Raw genomic sequence first — 15,803 nt, 5'->3', positions numbered from 1 at the left:
CGTCGAGGGCGCCGCCAGCAGTTCGAGGGTGTCGGATGCGAGCTTTTCAGGCGCGGCAGTCAGCCACAACAGAGCATTGGTATCGAGCAGGACGGTGCGCTCGATCACGCCTTGCCTTCCTACATCTGCATGTTTTCATAGTGGATTCGTTGGCGATCGCAAGTCTTGCCGCCAGCCAGGTGGCTTCGTCGAAGGCGGAACTTATTCGCGGTGGGTGTGCGCGTGGTGGCCATCGCGGTCGAAGATCATGACCAGCTCGGCGGGGCCGTCGACGGCGGTGAGCGCATGGGGTGTCATCGTGCCGAATTCGGCGGCCTCGCCGGCTTCGACCGTGATCTCGCGTTCGCCGAGGAACAGTCGCACCCGTCCGGTGAGAACGAAAAACCAATCGTGCCCCGGGTGGACTCGCTGTTCAGGTGGTGTGGGGGCCGGCTCGATGCGCATTTTGATCGCGATGGTGCTGCCGGTCGGCCTGCTCAACATCCACGTGGTGCGCGTGCCCGATCTGTTCGGCACGGGGCGAATCACGACATCGTCGTTGCCGCTCACATCGAGTAGCGCGTCGAGATCGACCTGCAAAGCGGTGGCCAAGGGAAGCAGGACATCGAGGCTGATCGCCCGCTTGCCGGTTTCGATACGGCTGATGGTCGAAGCGCTCAGCGCGGTTCGCGTGGCAAGTTCGTCGAGCGAGATCCCGAGTGTGGTGCGAAGGCTTCGTAGTCGTGTTCGAACCACTCGTTCGATGTCACCTGGGCTCGTCATCACCCTCCCTCGTGATCTTGCGAATACTGCAAACAGTATGGCAGATTCCGCTAAATCGCCGGTAGTTTCGTGTCATGAGCGAATCTACGTCTTGGACCATCCAGCGGCACTGCGATGTCGCAATCGTCGGCGGATCGGCAGCCGGTCTCGCCGCCGCTCTTCACCTCGTGCGGCAGCGCCGGTCGGTGATCGTCATCGATTCAGGCGAGCCGCGCAACGCCCCTGCCGCACATATGCACGGCTACCTCTCGCGCGATGGGGCGCCGCCGGAAGAACTGACCGCTGCCGGTCGTGAGGAAGTGCGCAGTTACGGTGGTGAGTGGCTCGCCGGACGCGTGAACCGAGTGACACGCGCCGACGACGATGCACCTTTCTGTGTCGAGCTGGTCGACGGCAACACCGTCGTCGCACGACGGGTGATCGCCGCCACCGGCATGAAGGATGTACTCCCGGACATCGACGGGATCACCGATCAGTGGGGGCGTGGAGTCATCCATTGTCCCTTCTGTCACGGCTTCGAGGTGCGCGAGCAGCGCATCGTGCAGATCGTCACGCACCCCATGGGATTACACACCGCCGGGCTGTTCCGGCAGCTGACCGAGCGGCTGCACATTGTGGTCGCCGACGGGGTGGACGTGGACAGCTCCCAGCTCGATGCGCTGCGAGCATCGGGCGTCGACGTTCGCTCCGCCGACGTGACCCGGGTTGTCTCCGGCGGCGACGGGCAGATCGAGGCTGTCGAGTTGGCCAGCGGTGAGCGCCTCGATGCCGATGCGGTGGTCGTCCTCCCCCGGGGTGCTGCCCGCGCCGAGCCCTTCACCGCGCTCGGGTTGCACACAGTGACTCACCCAACCGGGCTCGGAGACATCGTGGAGACGAATGGGTTCGGGGAAACGGCAGTGCAGGGTCTGTTTGCCGTCGGCAATGTCACCGACCCGAGCCAGGCGCTGCTGCACGCCGCCGCCCATGGTGGCCGCGTCGGTGCCAGCGTCAGTTTCGACCTTGCACACGACGACATCCAGAACGCAGCGCGCCCGTCCGGAAACGAGATCGACTGGGATCAGCGGTATTCCGGTGACACAATGTGGAGCGGACGACCGAACGGCACACTCGTCCACGAGGTCAGCGGTCTCACTCCCGGACGTGCCCTGGATGTGGGTGCTGGCGAAGGCGGCGATGCGCTGTGGCTGGCCGAGCACGGTTGGCGCGTGAGTGCCAATGACATCTCACAACGCGCACTCGATCGGGTCGACGCGCAGGCGCGTCGCGACGGACTGAAAGTCGACTGCCTCCACACGGATGCGAATACGGTCGGAGCCTTCGAGTCCGCCGCTTTCGATCTCGTCACCGCCCAATATGCATCGGTTCCCCGCACACCCGACCTTCGCGGCCTCGACAACATCCTCGGTGCCGTTGCTCCGGGCGGCACTCTGCTCGTCGTCGGGCACGACCTCGAACCGATGCGCGAGCCGATCGACACACACAATCACAGCAGGCCATTCGACCCCGATGCCTACCTGCGCGTCGACGACTTCGTAGCCGCCCTCGCCGATTCCCCGCAGTGGGACATCGAAACCCACGACAAGCGTCCCCGTCCGCCTGGGGCTGCCTCTGCCGCCCACCATGTCGACGACATCGTGCTCAGGGCACGGCGCAAGCTCAGGTAGCGGAGACGCACCCAGCGCACTCGCAGACCTCTTGGCGAAGGTCGACCTCGACACCTCCGATGGCAGATACCTGTGGATGGCACGCGAAGCCGCCGCCTGCAGGGCAGGTCCGCGAGCTCGCGAGTAAGGACAGACACTGGCCGCTCGATCGGGTGGCCGCAGTGGGATACTGGCGTGACGATTCGGGCAGATCGACCGCCGAACAGGGGTGTGGCGGGGATGCCGGTGTGGTTCGGAACACTATTGCGTGCTTACACTGACCGGTGGGCACGAAACGGACCGTGAGGTCCGTCGGTCAGGGGCTTGTGGCCGGAACAGAGGGTGGCTCGATGAGGAACGTCGAAAGGGAGGAGCGGCACGTGTTCCCTTTGACGAACGCGCAGCGCGGCCTCTGGGCGGCGCAGAAGCGGGATCCCGGGGTTCCTTTCGTGATCGGCCGGTACATCGAGATCTTCGAGGACATCGACGTCGCTGCACTGCGAAGGGCAGGAAGGGCCGCCGCGATCGAGTACGGATCGGGTGCCCTGCGCATCGTCGAGGTCGACGGTGAACCCTTCCAGTTCGTGGATACCGATCTGGAACGGTGCGTGGTTCTCGAGGATCTCACCGAAGAACCGGATCCGGTGGGAGCTGCGCATCGTTGGATGCGGGCCGAGTGTGCCGCGCCCGTCGCCATGACCGACAGTCCTCTCGTCACTTCGGCGCTGCTCCGGGTCGGTTCCTCGCACTATTTCTGGTACGTCCGGGCCCACCACGTTGCGCTCGACGGGTACGGAGTGATGGCGCTGGTGCGCCGGACCGCACAGATCTACAACTCGAGCGTCACCGGAACCGTAGCCCCGTCCTCGCGGGCGGCAGACCTCGAAGAGCTTGCCGATCTCGAAGGCCGATACCGATCGTCCGAGCGGTTCGGCGACGACCGGCTGTACTGGCGTGACCGGCTGTCGTCGCTCAGCGCTCAGGACGACATGTGTGTGATGGCGACGGTCCCGCTGCAGTCGACCGCAGAGCTGAGTTCCGCACACCGGCGTGATCTGGAAGTCCTGGGGAGCGAGACCGGGGGAATGGCTTCGGTGGTGATCGCGGCCATCGCCACGTTCTTCGCCGAGCGATCCGGTCGCTCGGATGTGGTTCTGGGACTGAGGACTTCGGGGCGCACGAGCCGTGCGATGCGTGATGCTGCCGGCTCGGTGGACAACATCGTTCCGCTTCTGTTGACCGATGTCGGCGGCAGTTCTACCGAGGAACGAATCGACATGGCGCGCAGGACACTGCTCGGTGCTCTCCGGCATCAGAGGTACCGCTTCGAGGACATGCAGCGTGATCGTGGGGCACACCCGGCGGCGCGACCGTTCGGTCCGGTGATCAACCTGATGCTGGAGGAGACGGCGGTCGATCTGGCGGGATTCCGCGCCGGGGTAGGGGTGTTGACGTCGGGGCCTGTCCATGACGTGCAGGTGGACGTCTATCGCACCGGAATGGGTGCGTTGCACCTCGACCTCCTCGGGAACAGCAACACCTACACCCCGAGTGAGTTGTCCGCTCTGCATCAGTCGCTCGTGCGGTTCGTCGAGCGGTTCGCGGCCGAAGGTCGTCGGCCGGCTCGGCGGCTCTCGTTGGTCCCGCCGCTGGTTTGACTGGGCGAGAAGATAATCGGTCGAAACGGACATTCGGTCCGGGATGGTGCACGGCCGTCTGGACTCCCGCGTACCTTACGAACATCCGACACAAGGACGACGAGGAGACCTACATGTCCGACCGTGACGTGTCCGTGCCTGTTACCCCGGCCGAACCCGGCGGGGAACCGCACCTGTCACGCCAGCTGGCGAATCGACACATCCAGCTGATCGCTATCGGTGGCGCCATCGGCACCGGGCTCTTCATGGGGTCCGGCAAGACGATTTCGCTGGCCGGGCCGTCGGTTCTGTTCGTCTACATGATCATCGGCTTCATGCTCTTCTTCGTCATGCGGGCGATGGGGGAATTGCTGCTGTCGAACCTGAAGTACAAGTCGTTCTCCGACTTCTCGGCTGATCTTCTCGGCCCCTGGGCCGGGTTCTTCACGGGATGGACTTATTGGTTCTGTTGGATCGTCACCGGTATCGCCGACATCGTGGCGATCTCCGGATACGTAGCGTACTGGTGGCCGGATCTGACGCTGTGGATCCCGGCGCTCATCGCAATCCTGTTGCTCCTGGCCTTGAACCTCCCGACCGTGAAAGCGTTCGGTGAGACCGAGTTCTGGTTCGCGCTCATCAAGATCATCGCCATCGGAACCCTCATCGTGGTGGGTCTCGTGATGGTGTTCGCCAACTTCACCGCTCCCAACGGTTCCGAGGCCGGATTCGACAACCTGTGGAACGACGGCGGGATGTTCCCGACCGGCATCATGGGTTTCGTCGCCGGCTTCCAGATCGCCGTGTTCGCTTTCGTCGGCATCGAACTCGTGGGAACGACCGCAGCGGAGGCCAAGGACCCTGAGAAGAACCTGCCGAAGGCGATCAACTCGATTCCGATCCGCATCCTGCTCTTCTACGTTCTCGCTCTTCTCGTGATCATGGCCGTGACGCCCTGGCGGGAGATCAGCGCCGAGCGCAGCCCGTTCGTCGCGATGTTCACCCTCGCCGGCCTGGGTATCGCCGCGTCGGTGGTGAACTTCGTGGTGCTGACGTCCGCAGCGTCGTCCGCGAACTCGGGGATCTACTCGACGTCCCGCATGGTGTTCGGGCTCGCCAAAGAAGGTGACGCGCCGCGCGCGCTCGGCCGCCTCAGCCGGCGACGGGTGCCGGCCAACGCATTGATGTTCTCCTGCATCTTTCTGCTGTCCGCGATCGTCCTGCTGTTCTCGGGCGAGTCGGTGATCGATGCGTTCACCCTGGTCACAACCATTTCGACGTTGCTCTTCATTTTCGTGTGGACGATGATTCTCGCGAGCTACCTCGTCTACCGTCGGCGTCGCCCCCACCTGCACGAGACATCGAATTTCAAGATGCCCGGTGGCGTCGTCATGTGCTGGGTGGTGCTCGCCTTCTTCGTGTTCATCATTTGGGCGCTGACGCAGGAGGAGGACACCCTGCAGGCCCTTCTCGTGACCCCGGTATGGTTCGTCGTGCTCGGCGTGGCGTGGGCGATCATCCGCCGTCGACCCGAGCATGTGGCCCGCTATCAGGCGTTCAAGGCCGAGATCGAGGCGCACTCGAAGATCAAGAACGGGTAACGGTGGCGTCCACCTATATCAATTTGTTACATTGCTTCGCGAAGACAGAGGAGCAAGCGCCCACGGCGCTGGCTGCAATCCGACGACTGACGAGGTAACAACTGTGGGTTCCCACCACCGGGCGGGTAATTCCCCCGTCCAGTTCGCTATCGATCCGACCGCAGAACGTGGCCGCCACCGCGACCAGAACGGTTCTGCACTCGGACTGAAGGCAGCCACGGTTGCTGCAGCCACCGGCGCGATCGTCGCCGGAGGTGCCCAGCTCGGAGCGGGCAGTGCGGCAGCGCACCCCGCCGAGGCGCAGTCGTTCGAGACCAGCCCCGGTAACGCCGCGACGCACGTCAACCAGTCCATTGCGGGTCTGCCCTTCGAGGTTCCGGCCGGCGTGGTTCCTGAGAACTTCGAGATCCCGGAGATCCCCAAGGAACTCGAAGCGGTCGCGCCCGATCTCGAGGCCCAGGCGGCTCAGGCGCAGCAGTGGATCAACTCGCTCAACCCGATCAAACCGACCACCGTTCAGCCGGTCTCGGGCACCCTTACGTCATCCTTCGGTCCACGTTGGGGAGCACACCACGGTGGGCTCGATGTTGCGGCTCCGATCGGCACCCCTGTGCTCGCAGCCGCGGACGGACAGGTCATCGACGCGGGTCCGGCTTCCGGATTCGGTCAGTGGGTGCGTGTCCAGCACGACGACGGAACGATCACCATCTACGGCCACGTCAACGATTATTTGGTCAACAGCGGCCAGCGGGTCACCGCGGGTCAGCCGATCGCGACGGTCGGTAATCAGGGCCAGTCCACCGGCCCGCACCTGCACTTCGAGGTGCACGACCCGAGCGGAAACAAGGTCGACCCCGCTCAGTGGCTGCAGACCCGCGGTGTGGCGGTCACGTGGACGGACGCCACCGGCGACATGTGAGTCTCTGCGACGTCTGAAGAGTCTTCCCCCGAGTAGGGCCTGGCTTCGGCCGGGCCCTACTCGGCTTCCAGATCGATGTCGTCGCGGAACACCAGCGTTCCGATATCGAGAGCAACGGCCCAGCGCTTGGACACGCCCCAATCGCGGCCGTACTTCTCGTTGTCGATCTTTTCCACACCGCCGAACTCGTCGACGATCTCGCCCGCTTCGAGGGGGCGCTTCTTCTCCGGAATGCTCTGGTCGGTCGAGTGCCGCGTCTTCACGCGTGAACCCACTGCGAATTCCGACTTCTTCTTCTTGGGGTCGGTTCCGGTTTTCATCGTCGATCCTTCCGCTCACATGTGCTGCTCCGAGGTTAACCCGGGATTGGCTCACGGTGTGGGACGAATCGTTATGCTCGTGCTCACGGCGGTGTCGCGAGGCCCGCGAATGCGGCGAGGGGAGCGTGTTCTTGGGTACCGAAGTGAGGGCACGCACGTTCACCCGGGCTGATCGCAGGGCATTTCGAGAGAAGGTGCGGGTCTGCGCCGCTGCGCTCGAGCGGATGCTGGCCGAGGGTGCGTTCGTGGACGATGTGGCTCCGCCTCAGCCGTTGCTGGGTATGGAGATCGAGTTCAATTTGGTCCATGCGAACATGCAGCCGGCGATGTCGAACGAGGCCGTTCTCGCCTCGATCGACGACGAAGCCGTGTTCCAAACCGAACTCGGGCAGTTCAACGTCGAGATGAACGTGGTCCCCGGGCCGCTCGCCGGCGGTGGTGTGCTGGAGCTCGAACGTAACCTGCGGGCATCGCTCGATATCGCCGATGCTCGGATGGTCGGTCATGACGCGCAGCTCGTGATGATCGGAATGCTGCCGACTCTCGGTCTCGAACATCTCGGCCGCGACCGGATCACGGACAACCCGCGCTATGCGTTGCTGGACGAGCAGATCTTCGCCGCGCGGGGCGAGGACATCGAGTTGGACCTCGAGGGCGTCGCGCTGCCCGGACGTGAAGGTGAGCACTTGCGTGCCGGCGCCACCTCGGTGGTGCCCGAGGCGGCGTGCACGTCGTTGCAGCTCCACTCGAGGGTCGCGCCCGAGGCATTCGCCGCACATTGGAATGCCGCCCAGTGTATCGCCGGTGTGCAGGCGGCCATAGCCGCGAACTCACCCTTCTTCGCGGGGCACGCACTGTGGCACGAGTCGCGACTTCCGATATTCGAGCAGGCGACGGACACCCGTCCCCTCGAACTGAAGAATCAGGGAGTACGCCCACGAGTGTGGTTCGGTGACCGGTGGATCACTTCGGTGTTCGACCTGTTCGAGGAGAATTCGCGCTACTTTCCAGCGCTCCTGCCGGAGGTCTCCGGTACCGACCCCGTTGCCGAACTCGATGCCGGTCGCATTCCGCATCTGCACGAACTGCAGATGCACAACGGCACGATCTACCGCTGGAACCGGCCGGTGTACGACAGCACCGACGGTAGGCCGCACCTTCGAATCGAGAACAGAGTGCTCCCGGCGGGCCCCACGGTGATCGACATGATGTCGAATGCGGCCTTCTATTACGGGCTGGTACGCGGGTTGGTCGATGCCGAACGTCCGCTGTGGTCGTCGATGTCGTTCGATGCCGCTGCGGAGAACCTTCGCACCGGTGCGCAGAACGGACTCGACGCCCACCTGTACTGGCCGGACGTCGGTCACGTTCGTGTCGACGAACTGGTCGTGCGGCGATTGTTGGCTGTCGCCGACGCCGGGCTCAGCGCCTATGGTCTCGATGCGGAGACGCGCAATCGGTACCTCGGAGTGATCGAGGGGCGTTGCGTGACAAGGAGAAACGGTGCCACGTGGCAGCGTGAGCAGGTGTCGAAGCGGGAAAGTTCCGGACAATCACGGGAGCAGGCGTTGGCCGGCATGCTCGGTGACTACGTGAGGCACATGCGAAGTGGTGATCCGGTCCACACTTGGCCGGTGTGAGGTCACTCGATCAAGGCCTGCCGGCCCAGCTGTCCGGACCGAACACCTCATAGTGGATATTCTCCACCGGAACGTCTTTCGCGAGGAGCGCTTCGCGCATGCCCAGCATGAACGGTAGTGGTCCGCAGAGGTAAGCACGGGTTCCCGGTGAGATCTCCACCGCGTCCAGGTCGGCGCGACCGGCTCGGAGATCGGCTTCGGGGGTCCGGGCTCCGAGATCCTCGTACCAACGATATATGGAGGCGGACGGAAGGCGGCCGATCAGTTCGGTCAGCTCGAGGCGGTGGGCGTGATTGCTGGGGGAGCGGTCCGCGTGCACGACGCTGACCTGTCGGGCGTCTTCGCGTTCGGCGAGGTGGCTGAGCATACCGATCATCGGGGTGCAGCCGATTCCGGCGGACACCAGGAGGAGCGGTGCCTCATCATCCTCGAGAGTCAGGTCACCGAAGGGTGTCGAGACTGCGAGGGTGTCACCTTCGAAGACGTTGTCGTACAGGAAGTTCGATACCTCTCCGGCTGGAACGATGACGCCGCCTTCTGCGCTGCGCTCGGCGATTCGCTTCACGGTGATGCGCCAGTCGCCATGTGCCGGAGCTGACGACAAGCTGTACTGCCGGATCTGGCGTGCGCCGTCGGGAAGATTCACGCCGACCGAAAGGTACTGTCCGGGAACGAAGGTCGGCAGGGTCGATCCGTCGGTGGAGGTGAGGACGAAGGACACGGTATCGGTAGACTGGTGGGTACGTTCGGTCACGCGAACCTCGCGCCATACCTTGCCGACTGCGACTCCAGCAGACTCGTACAGACCGGCCTCCATCGCGATGAGTGTGTTCGCCATGAGCCAGTAGACCTCGTCCCAGGCCTTTGCGACCTCGGGAGTCACCGCGTCGCCCAGTACCTCGACGATTGCGGCGAACAGATACTTGTGGACGACCCAGTACTGGTCGGGCTCGACCCCGAGCGAGGCGTGCTTGTTGGCGATCCTCGACAGGATCGCCTGTGTGCGCGCCTCGTCGGGCTCGAGTTGCAACGTTGCGAAAGCAGCGATGGCGCCCGCAAGTGCACGCTGCTGATCGCCCTGTTTCTGGTTGCCCCGGTTGAAGAGGTCGCGTTCGAGTTCGGGGTGATCCGCGAACATTCTGCTGTAGAAGAGGGAGGTGATCTCCTCGATCGCTGCGCCTACGGCGGGAAGGGTTGCGCGGATCGTTTCTCGAGATTCGGGCGAGAGCATGGGTGTTTCTCCAATCATCTTGCGGCGCTGGACGCACCGCTGTGCTTTTGGGGCGTTCCGACTTCGGGTAGCGAGAGGAGGACGCCGCGGCTCGGCTGGGCTGTCAACTCTTCGGCGGTCACCGTGTCGAGTGAGGCGAAGAAGGCTTCGCGGGCCACTCCGAGAGCGGATCGAAGGCGGCACGCGCTACGAAGCGGGCAGGGGTTGGCGCCCTCGCATTCGACTACCTCGCCTTCTCCTTCGAGTCGTCGTGTGATCCATCCGACGGAGGCAGTGCGGCCGAGTTCGGTGATGGCCAGACCGCCGCCACGTCCGCGGCGTGCGTCGACGACGCCGAGTTCGGAGAGCCTGGTGATCACCTTCGTCACGTGGGAGTAGGAGATCGACAGCTGCCGGGCGATGTCACGACTACTGGGGCGCGAATCCGACTCGTCGACGGCCAGGCGCATCACGACCCTCAAACCTAGGTCGGCGAACTGCGTGAGCTGCATGATCACCACGGTAATTTAATTCGTATTCAAGATGCGAATTAAGTGACGAACGGCGCCGGAGGTTAGTGTGTGAACATGAGCACAGCTGATCGCAACAGTGTGGTTGTCGGTGTGGACGGGTCGGAATCCGCGTGGGCAGCGCTTCGGGTCGCAGCAGGTGTCGCAGCAAAACGAGGATTACGCCTCAAGATCATCCACGCCCTCGATTTCGCGCCCTACGGGTTCGGCGGTCCGTACATCGATTCCGGGGGAGTTTTCGAATGGGTGGAAGCCAGCGGCAAGTCCATCCTGCAGGATGCGGAAGCGTTGGCACGTGAGCGCAAGGCGGACCTCGAGATCAAGACGGAGTTGTCCATCGGTAGCAGTGCACAATGGCTGGTCGATCTCTCCGAGCAGGCGCGGGTCATCGTCATCGGTGCGTCCGGTGTGGGAGCAGCGACAACCGCGCTTCTCGGGAACAACGCGGTCAGTGTGACGACACACGCCCACTGCCCTGTGGTGGTGGTGCGTGGCGAGATCCGCCCCGAGGCGCCGGTGGTGGTGGGCGTCGACGGCAGCGCCACCAGCGTCCGCGCGGTGGAGGTCGGCTTCCAGGAAGCGGACCTGCGTGGGGTGCCTTTGGTGGCCGTGCACGTGTGGAGCGACCTGGGGCCGACCGCCTTCGAAGACCCACGGGCAGCTGCACTGGTGCCCCGCGGCATCGAGGACGAAGAAGAAGCTGTCCTCGCCGAGGCGCTGGCCGGTTGGCAGGAGCAGTTCCCGGACGTACACGTCGAGCGCCGAATCTACATCGACAATCCCCGTGCGCGATTGCTCGACTGGACCGAGAAAGCCCAGCTCGTGGTGGTCGGTAGCCGTGGGCGCGGCGGGTTCCGCAGCATGTTGCTCGGCTCGACCAGCAACAGCCTCATCAGTCAGGCGAACTGCCCTGTCGTGGTGGTGCGTCCGGAGTCGAACTAGGGTCGAGGCAAAACGGTCGGAACACCGTCGGTCTACGAATGGGGTACGAGAGTGCGCATCGGAATGAGCTTGAACTACAGCGGCGGATTCGCCGAGACGGCCGCCGAGGTAGGCGACCTGGAGAAGGCCGGATTGGACATCGCCTTCGTTCCCGAGGCGTACTCGTTCGACGCGGTCAGCCAGCTCGGTTACCTCGCTGCGAAGACCTCGACGGTCGAACTCGCCTCGGGCATCTTCCAGATCTTCACCCGCACGCCGAGCCTCACCGCCATGACGGCTGCCGGCCTCGACTACGTCTCCGACGGCCGGTTCGTCATGGGCATCGGAGCTTCGGGACCGCAGGTCGTCGAGGGTTTCCACGGCGTGAAGTACGACGCTCCGCTCGGCCGTACCCGTGAGGTCGTGGAAATCTGCCGTCAGGTCTGGAAGCGCGAGAAGGTCCAGTACGACGGCAAGTACTACCAGGTGCCGCTGCCCGCCGAGAAGGGCACCGGACTCGGCAAGCCGCTCAAGCTCATCAACCACCCTGTCCGTGAACGCATCCCGGTGCTCATCGCCTCGCTGGGTCCCAAGAACGTGGAACTGACCGCCGAGATTGCCGAGGGCTGGGAGCCCATCTTCTACCACCCCGAGAAGGCGGAGAGTGTGTGGGGCGAGGCTCTCGCCAAGGGCAAGGCGAAGCGTGATCCCAGCCTGGGTGACCTGCAGGTATACGCCTCGCCGGCCCTTGCCATCGGTGACGACGTCGATCACATGCTCGACTGGGTTCGTCCCAGCCTCGCGCTGTACATCGGCGGTATGGGTGCGAAGGGTAAGAACTTCTACAACGATCTCGCGGTGCGCTACGGGTACGAGAAGGAAGCCGAAACCATCCAGGATCTCTTCCTGTCCGGAAAAAAGCAGGAAGCCGCCGCGGCGGTGCCGGACGAACTGGTGCGTGCGGTGTCGCTGATCGGGCCCGAGAGTTACGTGAAGGAACGGCTCGCGGCGTTCGCCGAGTCTGGTGTGACCACGGTGAACGTGACTCCGTTCGCGGCGGACAGGGCTGGCCGAGTCGCTCTCATCGAGCAGTTCCGGAAGATTTGCGACGCCTGACAGGAGTGTAGATATGAGTGGCAACCGGCCGATAGTGGTAGCTGTCGACGGGTCGGAGTCCTCGACCCAGGCAGTGGGATGGGCGGCGCGCGGGGCGCAAGCGGCTTCCTGCCCGCTGCATATCGTGTCAGTTGTCCACGTACCTGCCTTCTACTACTCCGAACCGTATCTGGCAGAGAGTTTTCGGGACGAACTCGAGGAGTCGGCTCGCCGTCACCTCTCCGATGCCAAGGAGTTCGCCGAGAAGTCGGTCGACGGTCCACTGAACGTGACGACCGAGGGGCACCGCGGCAAGGTAGCGTCCACGCTCGTCGAGTTGTCGAAGGCGGCCCGAATGGTCGTTCTCGGCTCTCGTGGCCACGGCGAGTTCACCGGCCTGGTCGTCGGGTCGACAGCTGTCGCCACACTGGCGCACGCCGAATCGCCGGTCGTGGTGGTTCGCGGCCGTACGTCGGACGGGCGCCCTCCCGTCGACGGGCCGATCGTGGTGGGAGTGGACGGCTCCGAGAACAGCGACGCGGCCACGGCGGTTGCCTTCGAGGAGGCTTCGGTACGCGGAGCAACTCTGATCGCAGTTCACGTGTGGAGTGACGTGAGTGTGCAACCCGTCCTCGGCGCCGCCCCGGAGGATCCGCACTGGAGTCGCATTCAGACGGAAGAGGAAGCGGTGTTGTCCGAGAGGATCGCTGGATACCGAAGTCGGTACCCGGACGTCGCCGTGGAACCTGTCGTGGCGCGTGACCGGCCGGTGCGTGTTCTGAGCGGTTACGCCGAAGACGCGCAGCTGATCGTGGTCGGCAGACGCGGGCGTGGTGGCCTCACCGGAATGCTGCTCGGCTCCACCAGCAATGCGTTGGTTCACACCGCGGACTGCCCCGTGATGGTCGTGCGGTCGGCCACCACCTGACCGTTGCCTCCCGCACGTCTGGAGCTATGCGGGACTCGATCTGATGAGCTTGCGATTCACGAACTCCAGAATGCCGAGGTTGGAGAGTTCTCGGCCGAACCCGGAATTCTTCACGCCGCCGAACGGCAGCCGAGGGTCGGTCCCGGTCGGTTGGTTGATCCACACCATCCCACTCTCGATGCGGTTGGCGACCTCTTGTGCCCTGGATTCGTCTCGAGCTATCACGGTAGCGCCGAGGCCGTATACCGACGAGTTTGCCATCGACACGGCCTCATCGACGTCGGAAACCCGGTAGACCACCGCCACGGGGCCGAACAGTTCCTCCGAGAACGCCCGCATCTCGGGAGTCACACCCGTCAGGACGGTCGCATCCACGAACGCTCCCACACCGTTCGGGCCCCGGTTCTGCGGGCGACCGCCACCGGTGATGACGGTCGCACCCTTGTCGACAGCGTCCTGTACCTGGTCTATGAGGCCCTGTGCTGCCTGCTCCGACGAGAGTGGGCCCAGCGTCGTCTCGGGATCGAGTGGGTCGCCCGGTTGTAGTGCGCCGAGTCGATCGGAAATTTCGGATACGAACTGCTCGAACATGGCGTCAGGAACGAAGAAGCGCTTCGCCGCTATACAGCTTTGGCCCGTGTTGGCCATCCGCCCGGGGACTCCCGCGTCGACGGCGGCGCTCACGTCGGCGTCGTCGAGCACCACGAAAGGATCACTGCCGCCGAGTTCGAGGATGCACTTCTTCAGGTGCTTACCGGCCAACGCGGCAACCGAGGAACCTGCACCTTCGCTGCCGGTCAGGGCGACGCCTTGTACTGCAGGATGCTTCACAACTCGTTCCGTATCACGTGTGCGCATGAAGATGTTGGTGTAGACACCCTCTGGGACCCCAGCGTCATGGAAGAGCGTCTCCAACTGTGCGGCCGTGGCGGCGCAAAGCTTTGCATGTTTCAGCAAGATCGTGTTGCCTGCAACGATATTGGGTCCCGCAACACGGACCACTTGATAAAGCGGAAAGTTCCACGGCTCTATGCCCAGCAGTACACCGAGCGGTTGGTTGACGACGCGGGCGGTGCCCTTCTCGACGTCGATTTCGGTGGGCGCCAGAAATTGCGGCCCATTCTCGCCGTAGTACTCGAGGATGCTGGCAGCCAGATCCACTTCGAACCTGCTCTCGGCGATGAGCTTGCCCATCTCTCGTGTGATCAGTCGGGCGAACTCGTCCTTGCGGTCGCGTAGGAGTTGCGCGGCACGAAGCACAACGCCGGCACGCTCGTCGATTGGAACCTCACGCCAGGTCTCGAACGCATCATGGGCGCGTTCGACGACTGCGTCGAGTTGTTCGAGTTCCAGATAGGGAAACTCGGCCACCGTCTCGCCGGAGTATGGGTTGACCGATTCGAATGGCTCCGCATCCGGCCCGGTGCCGCTCATCGGTTGTGCACTTGTCGAGGTCATGGTGTAGTCCTCCTGTTTGTATGTCCAGAACTGTTCGTATGCCCAGAAAATTCGGCTTCGAGGCGCTCTCGGACGGCATTGTCGATTGATACTCGGACGAGAGCCGCGGCGAGTCGCGCAAGGTCGTCGCTGGCTACCAGGTCGGCGAGTGTGTCGTCTTGATGCGGTAACCCGAGACTTCGCGCTCCTTCGAGCGCGCTTGTCGAAATATGGGCGGACCCACGGCCATACTTCCTGCACTTCGCGCAGAAATATATCGGCGCCGACGGGACCGATACCGTCGAATTCGGTGAGCAACCGCTTTGCGTTGTCGACCCTGTACTCCGCGCGTTCCGCCAAGCGCCGCAAATCGTCTTGGTACCCACTCTTCATACGATCGGCATTGTCACGTAGTTGCGTGGCGGTGCGTTCGTCGTAGCGCACGTAGTGGGCGCGTCCGAGCGCATCGATGATATCTACCCGATTCGCTGCTCGCGCAGCCCTCATCGAGGTAATCCCGCTGCGGCGCAGTTCTTTCGACGCCGCAACAGCGATGTTCGCAGAGATACGAGCACTGAGAAGCAGACTCAGCACGAGTAATCGGAACAGTGGTGCCGGGGTGTCCTTCAACCCAACCGAGGCATCGGTGGCGTACGTGCCGCCGGCGACGTCCAGGAGGATCCGGACCTTCTCCGTGTCCGACTCTGCCGCGACGGAGTCGGGTGACAGCTTCATCGGCCCCTCCGATCGCACAGCAATCGATTGGTGTGTGTCCACGAGAATCTGTGGGCGTGCGAGGCTGCTGATCTCAACCACTCACTGTTGACCGTACGCCCCCCGGTGCGCATCCCTCAAGCGGTCGCAAATTGTATGGAACTGGCCGTCCGGAAACGTTGACTAGCAGTTGTTTCGGGTACGTCCGCGTGATGATGACAATCGCACTCCCGTCCGCGCCGGTTCGAGTCATCTGTTCTCGGCGCGAACGACGTTTCGCGCCCACGGGTGGCGTAGAAATTCATTCTGGGTGCCGACCCGCCTCGTCTACGGACGACCGCTGGTCTAAGCCTGAATGCACCGATTCAGTAGTGGTCAGACGCGGGTCGTAACGGCGAAATGCCCTGTCGTGGTGGAAGAATTGAACTTCTCACAGAAACAAT

13 protein-coding genes and 1 pseudogene are annotated in these 15,803 nt (G+C 63.7%); 8 read left to right on the top strand and 6 right to left on the bottom strand.

The genetic code is table 11. The annotated features are described in order from the left end of the window. Positions 1 to 9: 9 nt before the first annotated feature. Together ACFWO3_RS06460 and ACFWO3_RS06455 are read right to left on the bottom strand one after the other, a co-directional pair. Positions 10 to 108 (bottom strand): annotated as a pseudogene (locus tag ACFWO3_RS06460) (PIN domain nuclease); the annotation flags it as partial. A gap of 93 nt (positions 109 to 201) precedes the next feature. Next, positions 202 to 762 carry a helix-turn-helix domain-containing protein gene (locus tag ACFWO3_RS06455; RefSeq protein ID WP_378575089.1) on the bottom strand — a complete coding sequence of 187 codons (561 nt, stop codon included), beginning with the start codon at positions 760 to 762 and terminating at the stop codon, positions 202 to 204. Between the two features lie 74 nt (positions 763 to 836). On the opposite strand from ACFWO3_RS06455, the gene ACFWO3_RS06450 reads away from it, so the two are divergent. The 4 genes from ACFWO3_RS06450 (at position 837) to ACFWO3_RS06435 (ending at position 6,565) form a co-directional block, all read left to right on the top strand. Continuing rightward, entirely contained in the window at positions 837 to 2,429 is a 1,593-nt protein-coding gene (locus tag ACFWO3_RS06450; protein WP_378575087.1) for an FAD-dependent oxidoreductase, read from the top strand. A gap of 329 nt (positions 2,430 to 2,758) precedes the next feature. Then, positions 2,759 to 4,066: a condensation domain-containing protein gene (locus ACFWO3_RS06445; protein ID WP_378575085.1), complete on the top strand. Its 1,308-nt coding sequence runs from the start codon at positions 2,759 to 2,761 to the stop codon at positions 4,064 to 4,066. Between the two features lie 113 nt (positions 4,067 to 4,179). Beyond that, entirely contained in the window at positions 4,180 to 5,646 is a 1,467-nt protein-coding gene (cycA, locus tag ACFWO3_RS06440; protein WP_378575082.1) for a D-serine/D-alanine/glycine transporter, read from the top strand. 103 nt (positions 5,647 to 5,749) lie between these two features. Further along, positions 5,750 to 6,565, top strand: coding sequence for a M23 family metallopeptidase (locus tag ACFWO3_RS06435; RefSeq protein WP_378575080.1), 816 nt, complete (start codon positions 5,750 to 5,752; stop codon positions 6,563 to 6,565). Positions 6,566 to 6,621: 56 nt separating this feature from the next. Here ACFWO3_RS06435 and ACFWO3_RS06430 read toward each other — a convergent pair whose 3' ends face one another. Next, complete coding sequence (locus ACFWO3_RS06430; protein WP_378575078.1) at positions 6,622 to 6,885, bottom strand: hypothetical protein; 264 nt, start codon at positions 6,883 to 6,885, stop codon at positions 6,622 to 6,624. 131 nt (positions 6,886 to 7,016) lie between these two features. On the opposite strand from ACFWO3_RS06430, the gene ACFWO3_RS06425 reads away from it, so the two are divergent. Continuing rightward, the gene (locus tag ACFWO3_RS06425; RefSeq protein WP_378575075.1) at positions 7,017 to 8,525 is read left to right on the top strand and encodes a glutamate--cysteine ligase; all 1,509 of its coding nucleotides are present in this window, start codon (positions 7,017 to 7,019) and stop codon (positions 8,523 to 8,525) included. A 10-nt stretch (positions 8,526 to 8,535) separates the two neighbouring features. Here the strand turns inward: ACFWO3_RS06425 and ACFWO3_RS06420 are convergent, their stop codons facing one another. Both ACFWO3_RS06420 and ACFWO3_RS06415 read right to left on the bottom strand, forming a co-directional pair. Beyond that, positions 8,536 to 9,756: a globin domain-containing protein gene (locus ACFWO3_RS06420; protein ID WP_378575072.1), complete on the bottom strand. Its 1,221-nt coding sequence runs from the start codon at positions 9,754 to 9,756 to the stop codon at positions 8,536 to 8,538. A 14-nt stretch (positions 9,757 to 9,770) separates the two neighbouring features. Further along, positions 9,771 to 10,247: an RrF2 family transcriptional regulator gene (locus tag ACFWO3_RS06415; RefSeq protein ID WP_378575069.1), complete on the bottom strand. Its 477-nt coding sequence runs from the start codon at positions 10,245 to 10,247 to the stop codon at positions 9,771 to 9,773. A gap of 75 nt (positions 10,248 to 10,322) precedes the next feature. On the opposite strand from ACFWO3_RS06415, the gene ACFWO3_RS06410 reads away from it, so the two are divergent. From ACFWO3_RS06410 to ACFWO3_RS06400, 3 genes are read left to right on the top strand one after another with little or no spacing between them, the layout of a single operon-like run. Continuing rightward, the gene (locus ACFWO3_RS06410; RefSeq protein WP_378575066.1) at positions 10,323 to 11,207 is read left to right on the top strand and encodes a universal stress protein; all 885 of its coding nucleotides are present in this window, start codon (positions 10,323 to 10,325) and stop codon (positions 11,205 to 11,207) included. Positions 11,208 to 11,258: 51 nt separating this feature from the next. Continuing rightward, the gene (locus ACFWO3_RS06405) at positions 11,259 to 12,302 is read left to right on the top strand and encodes an LLM class F420-dependent oxidoreductase (protein ID WP_378575064.1); all 1,044 of its coding nucleotides are present in this window, start codon (positions 11,259 to 11,261) and stop codon (positions 12,300 to 12,302) included. Positions 12,303 to 12,315: 13 nt separating this feature from the next. Beyond that, positions 12,316 to 13,209, top strand: a complete 894-nt coding sequence (locus ACFWO3_RS06400) for a universal stress protein (protein ID WP_378575061.1) — start codon at positions 12,316 to 12,318, stop codon at positions 13,207 to 13,209. A 24-nt stretch (positions 13,210 to 13,233) separates the two neighbouring features. Here ACFWO3_RS06400 and ACFWO3_RS06395 read toward each other — a convergent pair whose 3' ends face one another. Next, positions 13,234 to 15,381: an NAD-dependent succinate-semialdehyde dehydrogenase gene (locus ACFWO3_RS06395; protein WP_378575058.1), complete on the bottom strand. Its 2,148-nt coding sequence runs from the start codon at positions 15,379 to 15,381 to the stop codon at positions 13,234 to 13,236. Positions 15,382 to 15,803 lie beyond the last annotated feature (422 nt).

The sequence above is a fragment of the Rhodococcus sp. NPDC058521 genome (genome assembly GCF_042719695.1).
Lineage (GTDB): Bacteria > Actinomycetota > Actinomycetes > Mycobacteriales > Mycobacteriaceae > Rhodococcus_F.
The sequence above is the reverse complement of the archived record's forward strand: the minus strand, read 5'-3'. Positions and strand labels throughout refer to the sequence as shown.